Source organism: Vibrio sp. 1288, assembly GCF_033344475.1.
On the sequence record NZ_JAWPOX010000521.1, the window covers coordinates 1 to 701 of the forward strand.

Below are 701 nucleotides of genomic sequence, written 5' to 3' on the forward strand. Positions count from 1 at the left end.
ATCGGCCTACTGAGCGCCTGCAGCCAGATTCCAGAAAATGCCATCGTATTAAGCGTTGGAGACGATACTGCCGTCTTCGAACCAAACTCAGACGGTTTACTCGTCGCAGAGCAAAAACTAGAAAAAGGCAACTACACCTTTACCATTGCCGACAGCAAACAAACCTGTGGCAACAGCTTTGCGCTAGCGGAAGAAAGCCGCATCAAATTCAATACACCATTAAAAATGGATAACTGCGCAACCGACACATCTATGCCGCTGCGCATTTTCAAAGCCAATACCTACCTCTTCACGCTCAATCCAGACACCAATGAGCTAACCGTTAAAATCAAACCAAAACAAAGTCAGGACATCACCTATTCTTGCCCTGTTGCAACCGACACAGCTAAAACCATCAACGTAGCCCAAACCTTTACTGATGGCACTGTTGTTCGTGACGCCTTAACCGGGCAAGAAGCCACCGTCGCCAATGGCAACGTAACCATGCAACCAGGCCCGATGAGCCAAGGTCTATTGCTGTTAGAAGAGGTTGAACAGCAAGCCGAAAAACCTTTCAGCTGGGACAACGCGACGGTGTATTTTGTCATGACCGACCGCTTCTACAACGGTAACCCAGACAACGACAACAGCTACGGTCGCAACAAAGACGGAAAATATGAGATTGGTACCTTCCACGGTGGTGACTTAGCGGGTCTGACGAA

At 48.6% G+C, this 701-nt stretch carries 1 pseudogene; it reads left to right on the forward strand.

The annotated features are described in order from the left end of the window. A pseudogene (locus tag R8O11_RS27775) lies at positions 1-701 on the forward strand (alpha-amylase); the annotation flags it as partial.